This window comes from Gemmiger formicilis (genome assembly GCF_016901605.1).
Classification (GTDB): Bacteria; Bacillota; Clostridia; order Oscillospirales; family Ruminococcaceae; genus Gemmiger; species Gemmiger formicilis_B.
Map to the genome: position 1 here is coordinate 1 of NZ_JACJKP010001077.1, position 215 is coordinate 215.

The following is a 215-nucleotide window of genomic DNA, read 5'->3' on the forward strand; positions in this document are numbered from 1 at the left end:
TTCTCTCTGTCGGATTTCAGGATCGCCAACGTCGGCTCCTTTTACGTCAAATTTCTTTACTTCTTCAGGGGGCACAGGCTTTCTGCGCTCATCATGGACCACCGTGCCGCCGAAGGGTTGAAGCACACCAAGATGCTCTTCATTGCGCGCCCCCATGGTCACCGCCGGTACTGGCCGATGGTCTTTGTGGAGCGTTGCCTGGGCATTGCTGCCCC

Annotated in this window: 1 protein-coding gene; it reads left to right on the forward strand. The window is 57.2% G+C overall.

Features of this window, described 5'->3' with window-relative positions:
* Positions 1-215 (forward strand): hypothetical protein (locus H6B10_RS17815; protein WP_204652598.1); only part of this gene is annotated, 215 nt, incomplete at both ends.